The organism is Paenibacillus gallinarum, from assembly GCF_014836635.1.
GTDB classification, from domain to species: Bacteria; Bacillota; Bacilli; order Paenibacillales; family Paenibacillaceae; genus Paenibacillus; species Paenibacillus gallinarum.
The window spans coordinates 1-16,757 of sequence record NZ_JACSQL010000006.1; the positions used below are offsets into that span (position 1 = coordinate 1).

Genomic DNA, 16,757 nt, shown 5'->3' on the forward strand with positions numbered 1-16,757 from the left:
CGGGTGTAGTTCAATGGTAGAACTTCAGCCTTCCAAGCTGATAGCGTGGGTTCGATTCCCATCACCCGCTTCACAGTGGAACCCTTCGCTTTCGCGAAGGGTTTTTTATTATTAAACTATTGAGCAGAGAACAAGTATTGAGTTATTTTGGTTGTTCTTTTTTGCTGCAGCCAGCAAGCCATAACACACTCTGCACATGGCACGAAAAAGACTGTAGATATGATTTTCTCATCTAGGAGGGTTATGTATACACATACGTAAACGTATTCGTATACATATGTGTAAATGGAGCTTATTGATAGTACTTGATCTTAAAATGAAATTATGTAGGATGCTGCTATCTAAGGACCGCTATCGTGGGTCACTCCAATCGATAGCAAAAGAAACTACACCGAGATAGGTAATCTTCGCTTGTATATATACTGAGGTCAAAATTATGCTCTTTTTTTGGCTGTAGGGAACAAAAAAGAGACCATTTTGGTCTCTTTTCTTTATTCTTGTATGGACGGTTCGCCCCATTTGTCCTTGATGAAATAAGCTTCTTCTTTTGGCGATGAGATCCCCATTGCTTTCCCATGATTGCCTTTCTCTAAACCCCATAAGTAATTATGATCTTTATCGATCTCTGAAAAATCTTGGTTTTGCCATTTTGTAACGATCGACATTAACTTTCCGTAATTGTCCCATGCTTTCCCTTTGCCTTCAATCACTGTAGTAAGTTGTTCAATTCGTTCTGTTGTCATTTGAACAGAAGTTTCTTTACTATCGGATACAACTTTTTGGTGCGTCATAGCATGCATTAAGTAAATGACATCTTCGTTTTTAACTTCTATTCTCTTATTTAGTACATGTTTCATTACTAAATCAATTTCTTCATCTGTCGATTCCGTCTTGATCTCTCCGATCGTGCTTGGGCCCTCAAAATCTATACGACCATTGAGTTCACCTGCGTCCTTTCTGATCGTTTCAGTCATATTAAAATTAATAATGTTGTATGCGGTAAGTGATCCAATCGTGACAACAAAAATGGAAGCGACGATAATAATAATTTTCTTTGTATTCGACATGTAAGACATTCCTCCGTAAGGTTCATGTTGTTGTGTACTTTGTAAAAGAGATGTATCAATAGACAATATCAAGTCATTAGACTGAATAAAAAAATAAGAAAAAGCCAATCCGGAAGGATAAGCTTTTGTTTAAGCAGGGCTTACGGTACGGCTACTATTGCTAGTCTCTATTTGAGAGGTGGTTTAGCTTCCGTTTTGGCTTATGGCATATACGAAAACGGCTCCTGCTAGGACGACGATGGAAAGTAAAACGTTATAATGGCCTTCTTTTCGTGATGTATTTTATCCTCATTATTTCTATTGATTTTTAATCTTTCATGTTTTTGACGTGAATTATGAATAAAAAGTTTCATAAATGCGCAAAAAAATTTAAACCCAAATTTTTAAAAAGTGGCGAAGACCTTGTTTGGTCTATTGGCTACTGCAGCACATCCTTCTCCCTTTTTGTTACGATCGGTGACATGACTTATACAAAAAAAGCAGTTTGCTTAAGTAAAAAAAATCGCACATTTAAAATGCTGATTTGTCAGTGAAGTTAACCTCAGATAGGAATAGCAGTTACTCCGCTGGTACTGTTTATGAAGGGGGCTGGGTAGATAATTTAGAACATGAATATGGAATCAAAATTAATCGGGCTGGTCATGTGCAAAAAGGATTTCGGACACTTGGTGAATTAGTTTTAATAGAGATCAGCTGAATCAAAGCAAGCCTTCAATTACTGATTAGTGAACGAAGTAAGGTCTACTGACAATACTTGTTGAATTTATACTACATTGATTGAACTAAGGGATTGCTGGTTGGAAACAGCATGGAGTAGTTTGTCAGTTGAATGTCAGTTGCTCTATTTTTTGTTAAGCTAACAGGAAGTTATATACAACATAAAAATGAAGTTTTTCCTTTGCATTTGATATGAAGATTTTCCTATATAAACTTTCGGTGGTTTCAGAAATTCAAGTATAAGTCTTTTACCGATTATGAGTAAAACATGATAGGGTGATTATAAAATATAGTACAATATAGAAATTATGTATGTTTATTCAATTAAAACATGTGTTGGGGGAACTAATAAATGACGATTACTGATTCAAGTTATTTTTGGGAAGGAACAAAGATTAGACTAAGGGCAACACAAAGAAGTGATTGGGAACAATGGAAATTGGAAAGTAAGGACAGTGAAGCAATTCGGTTAATGGAATGGGGGATCGAACTTCCTAAGAATGATATAGACGTTGTCGAAATATCGGATAAGTTTGATAATTTTAAGGACAATTTCAGAAAAATGTTTGCTATCGAAACTCTGTCAAATAATCGGTTAGTTGGATTCATTAACTTAAATTCATTAGATCATAAAAATGGAGTGTTTAGTTTTGGCTTGGGAGTGAATAGAGGGTATAGGAACAATGGATACGCAACAGAAGCAACAAGAATTCTTATGAGATATGGCTTCTATGAACTACGGATGCAAAAGTGCAATTCCAGCTGTGTAGAAATAAACGAAGCATCACTTAAATTCCACAGAAATCTTGGATTTATTGAAGAAGGTCGCAGAAGAAGAATTATATATATGAATGGGAAATTTTATGACAACATTTTGTTAGGGGTAACAAGAGAAGAATTTGATGAAATTGAAAAACATTATGAAAGGTGATAATTGACTGTATAATATATATTATGGTAATTTTGAATTATCAGATACGTAAAGGAGAGAACCGGCATATGCCGGTTCTTTTTGATTGTACGGTGTTATTTCCTTTTGACAAATTAAAACCAGGTTTAATTTATTATGGTGAAGGATTAATCATAGTTAGTTTAGAACCCCAGATAGGATGATTTTCATAATTAATAAAATATAGATCTCCTTCAACGAGAAGATCCTTTACTATTTCCGGAATCTTAATATCGACAGAGGTAATGGCATCTCCTAGCAAAACGGTGATTGAGTTATCTTCTACAGCACAAAAAGAATAGTAATTATGCCCAAATAACGAAGTTTGGGTTTGATTTTAGTTGATAACACAATTTAGCCTCCAGTTCACACATTGATGTAGGTTAAGCATATCAAACAAATACATTGCTTAGAAGGTTAAAAGTGGTTAAACCGTATATAAATACCAATATATTTCAAACGGAATTGAGATGAAAATATACTTCTGATCAGCTGCTCGGCTTCTTCACATGTACATTGTATGAGTAAGTTCAACGATAAATAGCGTCCTCATTCATTGTGGGGAAAATTGCCTCTTCAACAGTAATAAACTGTTTTTCAAAAGAAATTTATTAGGCTGAATTTTCGTCATTTTGACCCTAATTCTAAAGCAAATAAAAAGACGTAAAGTAGAGCCTCCTTTCATTATTCTCCTCCTTCAATAAATGCTTGCTATATAGCTAAATTCTCACTGTTTAAAGCGTGTCTAATACAACTTTTACATGACGTAAAAGAACATAAAAAATTCAGTTATTATCCAATATTTAAACCTAGTTAAAACAATCAGTTATCACCAAAAAGACTCCTAATGAGTTTGACATTTCCAAAATATCCCTTTATTATGGACTCACGCTTAGTTTTCAGAAAGCACTTTCTGGAGAGCGGGGGAACCAGTTTTCAGGGGCGAGTCACATGAATCCATGTGTAGGGTACCATCTTACCCGAGTCCGTCAGCTAACCTCGTCAGCAGTGGATGGGTCCTTTAATACATACATAATAAATACACATAACAAAGGCCCTTTACTCATTAATCATAGGGGCCTTTGTCTTTTTTTGTTGACCCCCCTGCTGGCGGAGCTATGTCTTAATCCCCTGTTTGGAGGTCTTTTTCCGTTTACTGAAGCAATGTGTTTTAAATTGTGTGCTTATTTTGACAAGTAAAGATGTGCTTTAGTTGGAGGGGAGGTACAGGGCACACCTGCATCAAGTTTTCTGTTTCAAGTAAGCAGAGTAAGACATTTTCGAGATTTAAATCCAAGTAAAAATGTATGTTTACTTGGTTTATTAGTTGTGTCATTTTTTATAATCTAGAAATGGAGAAAGGTTGTGGAATGCTTTGAGAAAAGTTTTTGTTCTAGTGATGTCCTTGATCTTCGTAATATCTCTAGCGGCATGCAGTGAAAGTGGGAGTCCGCTGGACGAGGCGATCGAGAGAGGTTATATCACCGTAGGATTTGCAAATGAAAAGCCATACGCATATAAAGAGGCTGATGGAACATTAACAGGAGAAGCCGTTGAAATAGCTCGTGTAATTCTAGAGCGGCTAGGCGTAAAGGAGATGAGAGGTGAGCTGACAGAGTTTGGTTCATTAGTAGCCGGCTTGCAAGCTAAAAGGTTCGATCTTATTACAGCGGGCATGTTTATTAATCCCAATCGCTGTTCTGCAGTCTTATTCGCGAATCCAGAGTACAGCATTGGAGAAGCACTTGCAGTTAAGCAGGGAAATCCATTAGAACTTGTAAGTTACGAAGGTATCGCGAGTAACGGGGATGCAAAAGTTGCTGTCATGACAGGTGCCGTTGAGATCGAGTATTTAGAAAAGTCTGGTATTCCTTCCGATCGTATTATTCAAGTTCCTGACCAAGCTTCAGCTATTAGCGCACTCCAAGCTGACCGTGTGCAGGCTATAACGATGACGGGGCCATCACTTCAGGCGATGCTCGAATCGGCCAATGATAATAAAATTGAGCGTGTTGCTGACTTCACTCAACCTACAGTTGATGGTGAGAGTGTTCGCGGATATGGGGCGACAGCTTTTCGCCAAGCAGACACTGAATTTCAAGAGGCATATAATGCAGAGCTTCAAAAAATGAAAGACTCAGGCGAGTTGCTCGAAATATTGCAAAAGTTTGGATTCACAGAGGATGAGCTTCCAGGCGATATGACAGCTGCTGCGCTTTGCGGAGAATAACATGCCAAATTCATGGATTGATTTTCTTCCTTCGTTACTGAAAGGAGCGGAAATCACGGTCTTGGTTGCTTTTTTCTCATCCATATTAGCAATCATCGTGTCCTTGATTGCTGGCTTACTCAGGTTATCGAAAATCTGGATTCTACGTACCATTTCAGCGATTTATGTGGAGGTCTTTCGCGGAACCTCCCTGCTGGTTCAATTATTCTGGTTATACTTTGCTCTCCCATTTATCGGTATTGAGCTTCCGAAGATGTTAGCAGCTATTCTTGCCATAGGACTTAACTTCGGGGCATACGGATCAGAAATCGTTCGAAGCGCAGTGCTTGCAGTTCCAAAAGGACAGACTGAGGCTGCTATAGCACTAAATATGAAACCCTGGCAAAGGTTAAGTCATGTCATTCTTCCTCAAGCTTCGCTACAAATGCTGCCGTCTTTCGGGAACCAGATGGTCGAATTGATTAAATCAACATCGCTCGTCTATTTCATTACGATGGCGGATCTCACATATCAGGCGATGGTGCTTCGTAATAACTATATCTCCTTTACAACGGAGATCTTGGTGCTGCTTCTGCTGATGTATTTTATTATAGCTACACTTGTTTCTATTGCTGTTCGGTTACTTGAACGGAAATTGACAACGGGGAGGCTATAACAAATGTGGGATTGGGATTATGTATTTGATATTTTGCCACAGTTACTTGGGGCATTAAAAATGACGGTGTTGATTACGATCTATGCCTTCGTACTGGCTTTATTTGTTGGTTTACTTCTCGCATTTATGGCACGAAGTCGATTTAAACCTCTATCGTTAGTGACAAAAGGAGTTATAGAGTTCATACGTAACACACCTCTGCTTGTTCAAGTGTTCTTTCTTTATTACAGTCTGCCGCTACTTATGGGTATTTCTATTCCGGCTTTCTATACTGGGGTCATAGCACTCGGACTTCATTACAGCACATACCTCTCAGAGGTATATCGTTCTGGCATCGAGGCTGTTCCAAAAGGTCAATGGGAAGCTGCAAAAGCACTGAATTATACGAAGACTCAAACCTGGAAGAAAATTATTTTACCCCAAGCGATTCCACCAATCATACCCGTACTTGGGAATTATCTAATCGTTATGTTCAAAGAGACACCGATTTTATGTGCAATTACGTTGGTTGAGCTTATGCTAACAGCCAAGAATATCGTGTCATTATCCTTCCGAGCTTTTGAGCCGTATACGTTAGTCGGAGTATTGTTCTTCATTATTAGTTATATCGCTTCATTACTCGTGCAACAGCTGGAGAAGCGCATGAATCTACAAAGAGGAAGATAAGGAGGGGAATATATGAACACGGTATTTGAACGTGAGGAAACGGAAGTTTCTGCACAAGAAGAGCTGAATCAAGTAATACCAGATACATCTCCTATTGTGAAATACACAGGTGTGACTAAATCATTCGGAAATGTAGAAGTTCTAAAAGGTATTGATTTGGAGATGCAGCCGGGAGAAAAGGTCGCTGTTATTGGTCCAAGCGGCTCAGGAAAAACAACCATGGGACGTATACTGATGACACTTGAAGAACCGACCAGTGGAACGATTGAAGTAGATGGAGAGCTTCTGTGGCATATGGAGCATAAGGGAGAAATTGTTCGTGCAAACGAAAAGCATCTGCACCGGATGCGATGTAATGTCGGAATGGTATTCCAGCATTTCAACCTATTTCCTCATATGAATGTGATGCGCAATGTGACAGAGGCTCCACGTAAAGTACTTGGCTTAAGCAAAGAAGAGGCAGAGGAACGCGCTGTTACGATGCTTACAAAGGTTGGGCTAGAAGATAAGCTCAAGGTGTATCCATCCAAGTTATCTGGCGGACAGAAACAACGTGTTGCTATTGCGAGAGCTCTTGTAATGCGACCCAAAGTTATGGTGTTTGACGAGGTAACTTCAGCCCTTGATCCTGAACTCGTGGGTGAGGTGCTAGAGGTAATTCGCGAAATCGCTGAAGAAGGAGAGATGGCGATGATGTTGATTACACATGAGATGGAATTTGCCAAAGAAATCGCAGACCGAGTGATTTTCGGTGCTGATGGAAAAATCGTGGAACAAGGAACACCGGAAGAGATATTTGATAACCCACAAAGTGATCGATTACAGAGCTTTCTGCAGCGTTTTCGTTCTTCAGGAAATTAACATAGAACTCAAATTAGATTATAGAAGGGGGGCATCATTAAGATGGCAGTGAACACGGAAACCGAGATTATATACCGTAAACCGGTAGCAAAAGACGGAGCGAGCGTATGGGAACTTATCCGAGATACAGAAACGCTCGATCTAAACTCACCCTACTGTTACATGCTGCTTGGAGATTATTTCAATGATACCTGTATGATTGCCGAACATGAGGGGGACATCATCGGATTTATTTCAGCATTTCGTTCACCACGTAATCAAGATCGGCTGTTTGTATGGCAGGTCGCAGTAGCTCGGACGCACCAAAGGCAAGGGATAGCAAAGACCATGCTGACCAATCTTTTGAAACAAAAAGCGTGCCTTGGCGTGCGTTTTATTGAAGCGACCATTTCACCTTCGAATATGGCATCGCACCGGCTATTCCTGAGTTTTGCTGAGCAGAGATCCATTCCGAGTACCGTTACTGCGGGATATGGTGCGGATATGTTCCCAGATCGTACGAATCATGAGGATGAGCCCATGTTTGTCATCGGACCATTCTTCAATCAAATGTAAACCAATGGAGGGGTATTATGAATAATCAACTTTTAGAATTGCCAGAACTTAATGTGTTTAATGATCTTGAATCTGAAGTGAGAAGTTATTGCCGGAACTTTCAGACGGTATTTGAGAAGGCAAAAAACGCTAAATTGTGGGATCGAAATGGAAATGAATATATTGATTTCTTTGCAGGTGCAGGGGCTTTGAACTACGGCCATAATAACGAGAAGATTCGTGGAAAGCTGATTGACTATATGATGCAAGATGGCATTACACATAGTCTTGATATGGCAACAAACGCGAAAGAAACATTTCTAACTCAATTTCAGGAGGTGATCCTGAAGCCGCGTGGTTGGAATCATAAGGTGATGTTCCCGGGGCCAACGGGAACAAATGCTGTAGAAGCTGCGCTGAAGATTGCAAGGAAGGTAACAGGGCGTTCCACTATTCTTTCGTTTACGAATGCGTTTCACGGCATGACGCTTGGATCGCTCGCTGTAACAGGAAATTCATTCAAGCGGGAAGGGGCTGGTATAGCTCTTACTCACTCTGTATTTATGCCCTATGACGGCTACTATGGAGATGACGTAGATACACTCTCATATATCAAGAAACTACTTGATGATCCTGGAAGCGGTGTTCCTATTCCAGCAGCTGTTATTGTAGAAGCTTTACAAGGAGAGGGGGGGCTGAATTCCGCGAGTCAAGAGTGGTTGAAGGGTCTTGAGCAGCTCTGTAAGGAAAGAGATATTTTACTCATTCTTGATGATATTCAGATGGGCTGCGGTAGAACAGGGCCGTTCTTCAGCTTCGATGATGCCGGTATCGAGCCGGATATTATATGCCTCTCGAAATCTATTGGTGGCTTTGGCCTTCCAATGGCTATTACATTATTGAAACCAGAGATCGATATGTGGGAACCAGGCGAGCATAACGGAACTTTCCGAGGTAATAATCTAGGATTCATTGCTGCTACCGAAGCACTTAATTATTGGAAGACGAAGGAATTCCAGCTTGATGTAGAGATTAGAGCGAAGTCTATTCGCAAAGTTTTGGAGGATATTCCAGTGAAGTATCCGGAGTTTTGTGGTGAAACTCGAGGCAGAGGTTTAATACAGGGTTTTGCATTTGAAAGACAGGAACTCGCTGGAAGACTCTCTGAAATCTCTTTCGATCATGGACTGATTATGGAAACATCAGGTCCGCATAGTGAAGTAGCAAAGCTAATGCCACCACTGACCATTGAAATCGATACATTAGAAGAAGGATTGAAAATACTGGAGCGTAGTTTGGAACAATTATCTGCAGAGGAGAGATGAATGATGATTGTTAAACATTTAGAAGAGATTGTTCATACGAAGGATGATATCGACACGACGACATGGAACTCGAGAAGATTGCTCCTAACCAAGGATGAAATGGGTTTTTCCTTGAATGACACACTAATCAAAGCAGGAACTGAAACACTGATCTGGTACAAAAACCATGTGGAAGCTGTGTATTGTATCGAAGGAGAAGGTGAGATCGAAATTGTTGGTGGGAAAACTTATCAAATAACTCCGGGAATGATGTATGCGCTTGATGGACATGAAAAGCATTATCTGAGAGCTCGGTCTCAAATGCGAATGATATGTGTGTTTAATCCGCCACTAACAGGTGCTGAAGTTCACGATGAAGAAGGAACGTACCCACTGCTTTCCCAAATTTCGGAGTAAAGGAGAGATAATGATGAGTAATAATCATATATCCACACTTCAAGAAAAAAAGGTGGACGTCTATCCTTCAAGAATTCATTCAGAGCCTCGAATTTTGAAGAGACAGGACCCCGTTGTTCACTCTGAATGGAATACGAGTTCACCCGTAACGAAAGAACAATCTGATTTCTATGAGCAACATGGATACCTGTTTCTTGAAGGATTTTTAAATCAGGAAGAGTTAAAGCATTACCAAAAGGAAGCACGAGATTTGCAGGTTACAGCTAGGCAATCGGAGAGCAATCATATTATTCGGGAACCTGAAGGCAGCGAAGTGCGATCTGTTTTTGCCATCCATGAGACTAGGCCCGTATTTCAGAAGCTATCTCAAGACTCGAAACTACTAAGCATCGTGGAGTACCTTCTTGCAAGCAAGACGTATATCCATCAATCGCGTATTAATTATAAGCCGGGTTTTACGGGCAAAGAATTTTACTGGCATTCGGATTTTGAAACTTGGCATGTGGAGGACGGTATGCCTCGAATGAGAGCATTAAGCTGTTCTATTGCACTCGAAGATAACTTTCATTTCAATGGTCCTCTTATGGTTGTCCCTGGATCACATAAAGAGTTCGTGGCTTGTGTAGGTAAGACGCCAGACAATCATTTCAAAGATTCCTTGCGTAAGCAAGAATATGGAGTCCCTGACCATGACAACCTGACTCGTATGGTAAAGGAAGGCGGAATTGATACACCTGTCGGTAAGGCGGGTTCGATCGTAATATTCGATTGCAACATTATGCATGGTTCGAATAGCAATATTACGCCGATGCCTCGTAGTAACATTTTTATGGTATATAACAGTATTGAGAACAAGCTAGTTCAGCCATATTCTGGTCAACAGGCAAGACCAAGCTATATCGCTAACCGTGAAACTTAATAATATACAAAATATCTTGATCATCGCCTAAAGTAATCGTTGTTTCAAAAAAACTAAAAAAAGCTGAGAGCCTTTATTAATTAGGCTTTCAGCTTTTTATGATTACATTTTCACATGAAGTGCTTCAAGTCCGCGAAACAAAATTTGATTTCGCCATATTGGCGTAGGCCCGGAGAACCTAAGGGCAGGGTACTGTTTCAACAATACCTGAAAAGCGGTGATCGCTTCGAGTCTTGCCAGAGGAGCACCAATACAGAAATGGGGTCCAGCGGCAAACGAGAGATGCCGATTCTTCTTTCGCGTAATATCGAAATGATGTGGGTCACTAAAGACCGCAGGGTCTCGGTTGGCTGCGCCAAGGGATACGAATACTTCTTGTCCGCGTCTGATTAGCGTATCGCCAAGTAAAATGTCTTCACCAGCTGTTCGATTAGTAAACTGGACAGGACTTTCATACCTGAGGATTTCTTCTACCGCAGATGGAATCAGCTCTGGCTGATGATGCAAAAGCTTGTAAGATTCAGGGTGTTCGATAAAGAGTTTCATTCCGTTACCGATCAGATTAACGGTTGTTTCATGACCAGCCACGAGAAGTAATATACAGTTATTGATGAGTTCCTCTTCGGACAACAAGTGCTCTTTATTTTCCACATGAATGATTTCACTTATGATATCTTCTTTTGGATTTTTTTGGCGCTCCCTTACTTGTTGACGGAAGTAGTCACGAATCTCTGCCGCAGCTAGATCGCCTTCATCAAGCTGTTCTTCAGATAAGAAGGTAACATCAAGGAGTCTTGCTAAAGAATTGGACCATCTTTTGAAAATATTCCGATCTTCCTGCGGCACACCAAGCATATCCGCAATGACCATTACGGGAAGAGGAAAAGCAAAATCATGAATGACCTCGGGATTCGTTTCCTTCAGCATATCTGCTGCCAAGTTTTCAGCAATTGATCGAATTCGAGGTTTGCTCTGTTCCAGTGTCTTTGGAGTAAATGCGTAAGCGACGTGACTCCGAAGTCGTGTATGGGTCGGAGGATCACGGAATAACATCCAGTCTTGCACCAGCTCATTTATATTTCGCCACCTAGGAGGATCCATAACCACCGGTTCTGCTTCAAGCCTGCTTTGCTCCCGAATAAACATAGGACTTTTTAGAATGAACTGAACATGTTCATGTTTAGAGATAATCCAAGTGTTTCGCTCTTTCAAAAAATAAGCCGGATGATCTTGAAGCATTTTTGTATAAAAAGGGTACGGATCTTGGTGAATTAATGGGTCATAGGCATTGAAAAAAGCGGTAATCTCCTGTTCAGTGAGATCTTGACTGGTATTTTTCAAGCGTTATTTCCTCCCAGAAATGGTTTTATGATGCTGTTTGCTGCGAGATGATCGGTATAGTAAATAAAGCAATAAGCATGCGATGAGGACAACAACAAGAATCGTTCCATAATGTTCGATCATCGTACCAATTTCCATAATCTGATCTTTCACGACGATCCCTAATAAAAAATAGACTAATGTCCATAGAAAAGCAGAAGGGTAGGCGTATAGAGCAAATTTTCGGTATGGCATCTTGTTCATACCCGCAACGTACATCGTGATATGACGAAGGAATGGTAAGCACAGACTCATACCAATGGCATAACCACCGTATTTATCAAACCATTTTTCCGAGATTATAAAATAACGCTCGGTTTTGGCTGACTTCTGCATACTTCGAAATAATCTTGTCTTGATAAAAAAACGACCTACCACATAACTGAAGGTCATGGCTGAACAGATTCCAAGGCTAACGGCAAGATAAGCAAAAGGATAATAGAGGATTCCTGCAGCAGATAATGTACCTGCCGTCATGAGAACAACCTCATTAGGAATCGGAAGTCCGATTAGCCCTAAACACAGTACTAAAAACAAAGCAATGTATCCAAAATGATCAATAAATTCTAGTAAAAAATCATAAACCATCGTTAATTGACATCCTATCCGCCCATATTGCAAAATACAACACGGCTATGAAATAATATGCGCCTTTACTCGATCCATCGATGCTGTCTTCGTTCGAACAGATCGTTCACTGGACTCGCATGTATAATCCCATAAACTGCCTCGATACACTTCTTTCAGAATTTCTGTTTTCTCAAAATCACTGGGTGTAACGAGATGGGCCGGTTTACGTACCGGCAGAGCTCCTCCGTGTCCTAGAACAGTAGAGACAAATTGAGAGCAAAAATAAGCATTCTCCCTGCGGAGTTCAACGTTGAGCATAACCCCGATTAGGCCGAGAAGATGATATTTATATGTATGCTGTCTTTTCATCATGTCCCGAACAAGATGGTGCATTTGATTATACTGCTCAGAGGTCACTGTTAAGGTGTATATAGCGCAGTGAGATGAATGGAAAAATGGTGAGCTGTAATCTTCCCGGACAAGGCCTGCCAGAAAAGGATTCGCTACATTTTTACGTCCAAAACTATATACCTCTTTCAGCTCTGGGTCAAATGCGATGGATGCATGATTAAGAGATGCTTTCGTATAAAATTGTATCAATTTTGATAAATACGTACCTGTCGAAGTCAGAACGATATATACAACTCTATTCGCTGACATGTTTCTTTTCCCCTCCAAAAACAACAATACCTTATTCTAACTTGCTAGCTAACTAAATAAAACATGCTAGGGTAGTAATCTACATCTTGACTATAGTCTATATGAAACCTGGTCTTAAGACTAGGAAGGTGACAAGATTGTGTCTTTATCCCATATTATGTAATATTTAACGCTGTGAAGCTTACTACAATTTATACGTGAATGTTAGCAATCATATGCTGGGAAGGAATTTACATTTTCTTATCAGCAGACAGAGGGTATCATTTCACCAATTAATAATAATTACTTTATTGAAATATTACTAGTACTATTTTCTTATAAAAAAGCGCCTCCCGTGTTTGACGATGTCAACAACGAAAGACGCAGCTTTAAAACTGGGGAATGATTACAAATTCACCTTTAGCAAGGAACAGATCTTTTGTCTGTAGCTCAGGTATTACTTACTTTCCTGGTATTTAGCCAGATATTCTTTTACTTTTGCGGGATCAGAAACGAGCTCATTACCCGTTTTAACGATGGGGCTAACCGTTGATACTGCTTTAAATTTATTGTTGTTATAGAAGGACAAAATTTCATCTTGATTAATGGAGTAAAGTACGGCTTTTCTTAAATCTTCGCTTTTAGCAACATCCCGGCCTTTTGTATTAAACAATAAGTAGCTGACTCCATTGCTTTCGAGGGTTTGCAATTGCAGTTTACTGTCTTGTTTAACCAAATCATATTTGGTCTCAGGCACACCGTAGTACATATGAATTTCTCCGCTGCGAAGTGCAGATAAAGCATTGTCAGGATCTTTAATGAATTTCACTTTAATCTCAGAAATTTTTGGTTCATTCTCCGTACCTGGCATATAACCTGGGTTTTTATAAAATACGGCTTCATAATCATTTTTGGAAGACAAAATGTAAGGACCGCTTGCATACAGCGTATTATTGTAAGAACTTCCTTCAGTTACAGTATTTTGATCTCCGTAAGGGATATCTTTATTTACGTCAAAGTTTGCTACATCATAGGTATTTATGCTTTCTACCTGTTTTTTAGAAACAATCCCAGCAGATTGGTGAGCTAAATAGTTCAGCACTTGCGGGAAAGGTTCAGTTGTTGTAAGTTTCACAACTTGATATTTACCAGATTTATTATCTGCTTGTGTCTTATCACTAACGAGTTGTGTAATTCCTTGATCTAAATCTTGATTTAGCACATCAATAATGGAATTCCCCGATCCCGCTTGTTTGATGGATTCGAGTGAATTTAGATTCGTAACAATTTCAACATCTTTAATATGTTTATGTAGGGAGTAGGTACGGTGATCAGGAACCGAATTTTGATCTTTGGCACGGTTTAGAGAGAAGATGACATCCTCAGCACCAACCCGTTCACCGGAGTCTTCCGCTTTTTTATCAGTGATTTTCGCAAAATTGATGTCATCACGCAAAACAAAGTAATAGTCTGAATTGCCATCAGCAATACCATGATTCAAAGAAAGAGAACCTTCAGAAGTAATCTGGTCATCATCCGTTAGATTAACAAGACGAACATACATATTGGTATTAATGGCGTTGATCGAACCATCATTACCTTTAATTGGATCGAGTGAAGTTAGAGTCGAAGCTGCCTGAGTTAGAAGAAGCGGTTCCGTTGTATTTTTGGAAGCATCCTTAAACTCTATAGATTCCCAGACTTGTGAACGAGATTTAGACAGGCGAATCGTATCTGGATTTAGTACATCTTTGTTAAATCCTTGACTCTTTAGTGAAATATAGAGTGGAGCGATATAAGCTTTATCAAAAACAAGATAGTCTTCGAGTTTTTTGTACGTTTCTGTATACTCTTCAGGTGTTTCTGTCGCAGCCTGGTCGATGAGTTTGTCGACCTCTGGATCAGCTAGTTTACTGTAATCACCGCCAGTTTTAAAAAGAGAACGTACTGCATAGTCCGGGTTACCTGTTACAGTAGTCCAGCCTGAGAGTGAAATATCATAGTTGCCTGCATCTTCTTGTGCTTTGAAACTGCCGTAATCTGGCTGGAGATTCAGTTTCACATTAAAACCATTTTTAAGGAGCTGATCTCGAATGATATTTACATCGGATTCATTACTGCTCATGGCCAACAGTTCAATATCGACAGGCTGAAGATCAGTGGTAGTCGTATTCTCAGCAGGTTCACTTTCTCCTGCGACATCCGATTTCGTATTCACATTGCAGCCGGATATAACCAGGATCAGGACAAGTAATAGGGGTAAAAGTGCTTTTTTCAAATGAAATCCTCCTTAAGTTCGTTATCAAGTTGTATTTTTGTAAATTAATCAATTTTTGGATCGAGTGCATCTCGAAGTCCATCACCTAGAAAGTTAAAGGATAATACAAGTGCCACAATCGCAAGACCTGGGTAGATTGCCAGGTAGGAATGCGATTCCAGATAGGTGCTGCCGACTTTGAGAATATTCCCCCATTCAGGAATATGCGGTTCAACGCCAAGCCCTAAATAACTCAGACTGCTGGTCGCAATGACGGCACCGCCAATAGTTAAGGTTGATTTGACAATCATCGGTGCAAAGGAATTCGGTATGATGTGTCTGAAAATAATGGATAGATTGCTTGATCCAAAAGCTCGTGCAGCATCAACGTATTCATAATTAGAGACCATGAGGACATTGGCTCGCATGGTTCTCGCATAAGTTGGAATGGAGCCAACGCTGAGTGCAAGAATGAGATTTGTTGTATTTGCGCCAAATGCTGCAATGATGGCAATCGCAAGCAGTATACCTGGGATGGCATACAGCACATCTAGCAGTCGCATGATGATGTTGTCGGTATAGCGCCCATAGTAACCGGCAAATGCTCCAAGTATTCCGCCTATAATAACCGGAATTAAGGTAGAGATAAATCCAACCACGAGGGAGATCCTTGCTCCAAATACAATACGAGAAAATAGATCTCGACCGAAATGATCTGTACCCAGTGGGTAAGCAAGATTCGGTGTTTGGAGGATTGCACTGTAGTTATTTTGGACTGCCATATCGTAGTCAAATGTAAAGTAGCTGGACACGGATATGGCGAACATAAATACGATGAAAAAAAGTCCGAACATGGAACTGTAATTGCGTGTGATTTTGTTCCAGATTCGTTCCCAGTTACCAGATCTTGGTTTCAGGGTTTGTCGTATTTTAAAGATCAAGTCAAGACCAAGTAATAAAGCAAATAGATTTCCTGTAATACTTGTTAACATCAGCGGAATCGCCATGTAGATCATCCATTTAGGAGCCTGGCGGCGATCTACATACGTAGCCACAAGGATTAAGGCGATTAAATAAAACACGGTAATGCCGACCAAAACAAACATGGATGGTAAAAAGCTATCCGTCACATAAGGTTTAAACAAGTTTAGTGAGGATACAGCAATGACACAAATCTGGGTTACAAGCAAGTAGATCGCGAGCGTATACTCGCTTGTCGTTTTCTTTTTAATGAAATGTAAGCCAAAAATCGCAGTAAAGAGATTACCGGTGACGATCGATAACACTTGCACATAACCGAGCCGTCTCGTCGCAGATCTAATCTCGCCATACGTCAGTACATCCCGCCGAATAAACCAAGTAATCAGAATTTGAATCAAAGTAAACAGCGCGTAGACGGCAAATACAGCGAATAGAGCAGGCTTAAAGGCTCTATTTGCAAAATCATAACTGCTTCCAAGGAAAACTACAGTTATCAATAAAGAGACAACCCATATAAATTGAGACTGCATATACTCGGGTGACCATTTTAACTGCTGACTCTTTTCGATTCTAGGAGTCTTTTGTTCAGTAAGAGTAGACATGTCAGCACC

Annotated in this window: 16 protein-coding genes, 1 tRNA gene and 1 riboswitch; of the genes, 11 read left to right on the forward strand and 6 right to left on the reverse strand. The window is 40.0% G+C overall.

Features of this window, described 5'->3' with window-relative positions:
- Window positions 1-70: transfer RNA gene (locus H9647_RS13720), tRNA-Gly, on the forward strand.
- A gap of 421 nt (window positions 71-491) precedes the next feature.
- Here the strand turns inward: H9647_RS13720 and H9647_RS13725 are convergent.
- Window positions 492-1,067, reverse strand: coding sequence for a DUF6241 domain-containing protein (locus H9647_RS13725; protein ID WP_191800856.1), 576 nt, complete (start codon window positions 1,065-1,067; stop codon window positions 492-494).
- A gap of 523 nt (window positions 1,068-1,590) precedes the next feature.
- Between H9647_RS13725 and H9647_RS13730 the strand changes: the two genes are divergently transcribed.
- The 10 genes from H9647_RS13730 (at window position 1,591) to thpD (ending at window position 10,319) form a co-directional block, all read left to right on the forward strand.
- Window positions 1,591-1,764, forward strand: coding sequence for a hypothetical protein (locus tag H9647_RS13730; protein WP_191800858.1), 174 nt, complete (start codon window positions 1,591-1,593; stop codon window positions 1,762-1,764).
- A 372-nt stretch (window positions 1,765-2,136) separates the two neighbouring features.
- Entirely contained in the window at window positions 2,137-2,715 is a 579-nt protein-coding gene (locus tag H9647_RS13735) for a GNAT family N-acetyltransferase (protein WP_191800860.1), read from the forward strand.
- 897 nt (window positions 2,716-3,612) lie between these two features.
- A riboswitch (cyclic di-AMP (ydaO/yuaA leader) is annotated at window positions 3,613-3,756 on the forward strand.
- Window positions 3,757-4,108: 352 nt separating this feature from the next.
- Complete coding sequence (gene ehuB, locus H9647_RS13740; RefSeq protein ID WP_404822628.1) at window positions 4,109-4,963, forward strand: ectoine/hydroxyectoine ABC transporter substrate-binding protein EhuB; 855 nt, start codon at window positions 4,109-4,111, stop codon at window positions 4,961-4,963.
- A 1-nt stretch (window position 4,964) separates the two neighbouring features.
- The gene (gene ehuC, locus H9647_RS13745; RefSeq protein ID WP_191800862.1) at window positions 4,965-5,618 is read left to right on the forward strand and encodes an ectoine/hydroxyectoine ABC transporter permease subunit EhuC; all 654 of its coding nucleotides are present in this window, start codon (window positions 4,965-4,967) and stop codon (window positions 5,616-5,618) included.
- Window positions 5,619-5,621: 3 nt separating this feature from the next.
- On the forward strand, window positions 5,622-6,284 hold the full coding sequence (ehuD, locus tag H9647_RS13750) for an ectoine/hydroxyectoine ABC transporter permease subunit EhuD (protein WP_191800864.1): 663 nt from the start codon (window positions 5,622-5,624) through the stop codon (window positions 6,282-6,284).
- Window positions 6,285-6,296: 12 nt separating this feature from the next.
- Window positions 6,297-7,145, forward strand: coding sequence for an ectoine/hydroxyectoine ABC transporter ATP-binding protein EhuA (gene ehuA / locus H9647_RS13755; protein ID WP_191800866.1), 849 nt, complete (start codon window positions 6,297-6,299; stop codon window positions 7,143-7,145).
- A 42-nt stretch (window positions 7,146-7,187) separates the two neighbouring features.
- Window positions 7,188-7,700, forward strand: a complete 513-nt coding sequence (gene ectA, locus H9647_RS13760) for a diaminobutyrate acetyltransferase (protein WP_191800868.1) — start codon at window positions 7,188-7,190, stop codon at window positions 7,698-7,700.
- A gap of 17 nt (window positions 7,701-7,717) precedes the next feature.
- Entirely contained in the window at window positions 7,718-9,004 is a 1,287-nt protein-coding gene (ectB, locus tag H9647_RS13765; RefSeq protein WP_191800870.1) for a diaminobutyrate--2-oxoglutarate transaminase, read from the forward strand.
- A gap of 3 nt (window positions 9,005-9,007) precedes the next feature.
- The gene (locus tag H9647_RS13770) at window positions 9,008-9,400 is read left to right on the forward strand and encodes an ectoine synthase (protein WP_191801347.1); all 393 of its coding nucleotides are present in this window, start codon (window positions 9,008-9,010) and stop codon (window positions 9,398-9,400) included.
- Between the two features lie 13 nt (window positions 9,401-9,413).
- The gene (gene thpD, locus H9647_RS13775) at window positions 9,414-10,319 is read left to right on the forward strand and encodes an ectoine hydroxylase (RefSeq protein ID WP_191800872.1); all 906 of its coding nucleotides are present in this window, start codon (window positions 9,414-9,416) and stop codon (window positions 10,317-10,319) included.
- Window positions 10,320-10,421: 102 nt separating this feature from the next.
- Here the strand turns inward: thpD and H9647_RS13780 are convergent, their stop codons facing one another.
- The 5 genes from H9647_RS13780 to H9647_RS13800 form a co-directional block, all read right to left on the reverse strand.
- Complete coding sequence (locus H9647_RS13780; protein WP_191800874.1) at window positions 10,422-11,660, reverse strand: cytochrome P450; 1,239 nt, start codon at window positions 11,658-11,660, stop codon at window positions 10,422-10,424.
- A 3-nt stretch (window positions 11,661-11,663) separates the two neighbouring features.
- On the reverse strand, window positions 11,664-12,287 hold the full coding sequence (locus H9647_RS13785; RefSeq protein ID WP_191800876.1) for a DedA family protein: 624 nt from the start codon (window positions 12,285-12,287) through the stop codon (window positions 11,664-11,666).
- Window positions 12,288-12,332: 45 nt separating this feature from the next.
- Window positions 12,333-12,929, reverse strand: coding sequence for a hypothetical protein (locus tag H9647_RS13790; RefSeq protein ID WP_191800878.1), 597 nt, complete (start codon window positions 12,927-12,929; stop codon window positions 12,333-12,335).
- A 436-nt stretch (window positions 12,930-13,365) separates the two neighbouring features.
- On the reverse strand, window positions 13,366-15,186 hold the full coding sequence (locus H9647_RS13795; protein ID WP_191800881.1) for an ABC transporter substrate-binding protein: 1,821 nt from the start codon (window positions 15,184-15,186) through the stop codon (window positions 13,366-13,368).
- A gap of 44 nt (window positions 15,187-15,230) precedes the next feature.
- Complete coding sequence (locus H9647_RS13800) at window positions 15,231-16,748, reverse strand: ABC transporter permease (protein ID WP_191800883.1); 1,518 nt, start codon at window positions 16,746-16,748, stop codon at window positions 15,231-15,233.
- Between the last annotated feature and the right edge of the window lie 9 nt (window positions 16,749-16,757).